The 3,117-nt window shown below is 64.2% G+C and carries 3 protein-coding genes; 2 read left to right on the top strand and 1 reads right to left on the bottom strand.

The window, feature by feature from the left end; genetic code table 11:
* Positions 1–154: 154 nt before the first annotated feature.
* Positions 155–322 carry a hypothetical protein gene (locus RBR29_RS11645; protein ID WP_320349451.1) on the top strand — a complete coding sequence of 56 codons (168 nt, stop codon included), beginning with the start codon at positions 155–157 and terminating at the stop codon, positions 320–322.
* Positions 323–395: 73 nt separating this feature from the next.
* Positions 396–869 (top strand): single-stranded DNA-binding protein, encoded by a 474-nt coding sequence (gene ssb / locus RBR29_RS11640; RefSeq protein ID WP_320349449.1) that lies wholly within the window; start codon positions 396–398, stop codon positions 867–869.
* A 643-nt stretch (positions 870–1,512) separates the two neighbouring features.
* Here ssb and RBR29_RS11635 read toward each other — a convergent pair.
* Positions 1,513–3,117: AAA family ATPase (locus tag RBR29_RS11635; RefSeq protein ID WP_320349447.1), on the bottom strand; the 1,605-nt coding region annotated here is incomplete at its 5' end.

Genomic DNA, 3,117 nt, shown 5'->3' with positions numbered 1-3,117 from the left:
GTGCGCAGCCCCAGCGGACGTTATCGGCCCGCGACTGATGACCAGATCCTGGCTGCTGGCCGGGTGGCGGCCGAAAGCCTGATTTCCACGGCTAACACCATGATGAACCCGCAGCAGGTACACCTACCGCGAGGATCCGCAGGAGAACCGCGCCATGTTCCTGTTTGACGGTAAACCGGCCAAGGACACCCGCGACGTGCTGAAACGCTGCGGCTTTCGCTGGAGCCCGACGCGCAGCGCCTGGGTGCGCCAGCTGACCGGCAATGCTCAATGGGCCGCCAAGGATGTGATCCGCCACCTGGACGCCTTGAACCAGGCCTGAACCCCGCTTTTTATCCCTGGGCCGGATCCCGGCCTGGGGCATCACCTCAGACTTTCAACATTGGAGAATCACCATGGCATCATTGAACCGCGCGACCCTCATCGGCAACCTGGGCAAGGATCCGGAGATCCGCTACACCCCGGACGGTGCCGCCGTCTGCAATGTGTCGATTGCCACGACCAGCACCTGGCGCGACAAGGCCAGCGGCGAGCGCCGCGAAGAGACCGAATGGCACCGTGTCGTCTTCTACGGCCGCCTGGCCGAGATCGCCGGCGAATACCTGAAAAAGGGCCGCACCGTGTTTGTGGAAGGACGGCTGAAGACCCGCAAATGGCAGGACAAGGAGAGCGGCACAGACCGCTACAGCACCGAGATCATCGCCGACCAGATGCAGATGCTGGGTGGTCGAGATGACGGCCAGGCGGGGGAGGCGAAGGCGGCGGCCCCAGCAGGCAGGGCGAAGGGGCGTAATGGGCAGGCTGCGGCTGCGGCTGCGGCCCCAGCGGCTGGATCCGCCGCGCCGGAAGAGTCGGATATTCCGTTTTAAGAGGCTGCATGAGCCCGGCCGGGTGATCCCGGCCTGGTCCCGCATGACACTTTGGCCCGGCTTTGTCCGGGCCTTGTCGCGTTCTGGGCTGGTGGTTTTTGTGGGCTGCTGCTGGTGGGCCTGGTGTTGCCCATTCTGGATCCGCCTGTGCATCCTGTGGCCTGCCTGGTGCTGACGCCTGGCCCCGTTCCCAGGCTTCGCCTGGGGCCCTGTGCTGTGACGCTGCCTGCCCGGTTTCCGGTCAGGCTGGGCCGTTCAGTCCACAAAGCCGCTGCACTCATTTGTGGCCTTAAACGTCCCACACATGACGCACCCCTGGCGGGGTGGGGAAAGACGTTGTGGATCAATGGCTTGCCGGGAGATGGCCAGTTTTGGTGATGTAGGACAGATAGGGCACTGGAATGGCGCAAGCCATTGATCCAGCGGGAAGAATGGCGGCCACGGCTGTGGTCGAATGGCGCGTAGACATTCTGGGCAGGACAAGAAGTTTCATTCTGGATGCTTGCCGGATACACCACGGATACGAACCGGATGCATAACGGAGCCAGAGCGGCTACAGCTTCAGGACGGGATAAGGATACTTCGGGGGCGATCAAAGGTCATCCATGGGGCGTCCGGCAGACGGTTTGAATACAGAAAAGCGTCAACCGATTTCCATGGAAGGTTCTTCCTCCTGTTCCAGGGCTGCATCGGGCCCCTGCGGGTGCAGGGTAGGGCTTTCGACTTGCGCCGGGGCTAGGTCATGCGCCAGCCCCTTGACCCCCATTCGATCCACCCGTTCCGGCAGCTTGTCGGCATCATCCGTGAACACCACGACCTCATGGCGCTCGCGCGAGATGCTGACGTAGTAGGTATCCTGGGTCGTGGTGCGGCTGAAGCTTTCTGCGTTGTACAGCACTCGGTCGCAGGTCAGGCCCTGGGCGCTGTGCGCCGTGGTGGTGTAGGCATAGTCCAGGTGCAGCGGCCGGCCGGTGGGCAGGGTAATGTGGCGACCGCCTGCCTCGATGGTGACGGTACTGGCCTCGATGGCGACGACTTGCGCCAGCTGACCATTGACCAGGTCATGTTGGGCATCATTGCGCGTGATGCGCACCTGGTCGCCCACGGACAGTTCCGATTCGTTCAGGTGATAAACCGAGAGCTTGCCCATGGTCCGGGGGATGAGCTCGATGGGATCAGGCTTTGACGCGGCAGGGTTTACCGCCTGCACCGTGATGCGGTCATGGCGTGGAATGCCGGTCACCCGATACAGTTCGCCGCGCTTCAGGCCGCACTGGTAATCACGTTCCGGCACGACGATATCGCCCACGGTGTAATACCGGGCGACACTGCGCTCGGCGCGTGTAGTGTCGTGGCGGGACAGCAGCTGGCAGCGCTGGCCCTTGCCCTCCAGCCCGCGCAGGGCGTGGATGCGGGCATTGATCGCCTGGCGCGAGGCATTGGTGCCGGTCACGACGATCGTGCTGGCTTGTTGATCGGCAGGCAGCTCCACATAGGCCTGGGCGATGGCTTCATACCGCGCAGAACAATCGCGCGTTTTCTGACCATGCTCATCGATGCTGAACTGATCCGGGATGGTCAGCACCCGATCCAGCAAGGGCAGGGAGCGGCTGGCCTGGCCATGGGCGGCTAGCTGCACAGCATGGCGCAGCCGTTCGGATCGTTGGCGCTGGATGTCGCCCATGAGCACGGTTTTCATGCCGTGTTCCTGCAGCATGGCAAAGGCGCGGCCGGCCTCGATGGCCTTGGTCTGGGCTGTGTCACCCAGCAGCACCACCTTCGCGCCGGTAGGCTGGATGAGCGCCAGGAGCTTGTCCATCTGGCGCACGGGCACGACCCCGGCCTCGTCGATCACCACCACGGACTGCGGGCTCAGTTGGCTGGTAAAGGGCCGCTTGTCGCGGGCGGCCAGGACCGAGGCCACGGTGTTGGCCGGGACGCCGTCCTTGCGCAGATTGCGAACCATGCCGCCATAGGGCGCGAGCGCCACCAGGCTGTGGCCCTGCTGCTGCAGGATGGCCTGGGCGTTTTGCAGGGCAAAAGATTTGCCGGTCCCGGCCAGGCCCTGGATGCCAGCGATCTGGTCGGTGTCGCTGGCAATCAGCATCACGGCTTCGCGCTGGCCTGGGGTCAGGCGCTCATCCAGCCCGGCTTCGGCCACGGTGTTGGCGATGGGAGCCTGCCAGGCACGGCGGCCGCTGGCTTCAGCTGCCAGGATCCGGGATTCGGCCTCATAGGCCTTGCGTGT

Source organism: Castellaniella sp. (assembly GCF_034007085.1).
Taxonomy (GTDB): Bacteria; Pseudomonadota; Gammaproteobacteria; order Burkholderiales; family Burkholderiaceae_B; genus Castellaniella.
The sequence above is the reverse complement of the archived record's forward strand: the minus strand, read 5'-3'. Positions and strand labels throughout refer to the sequence as shown.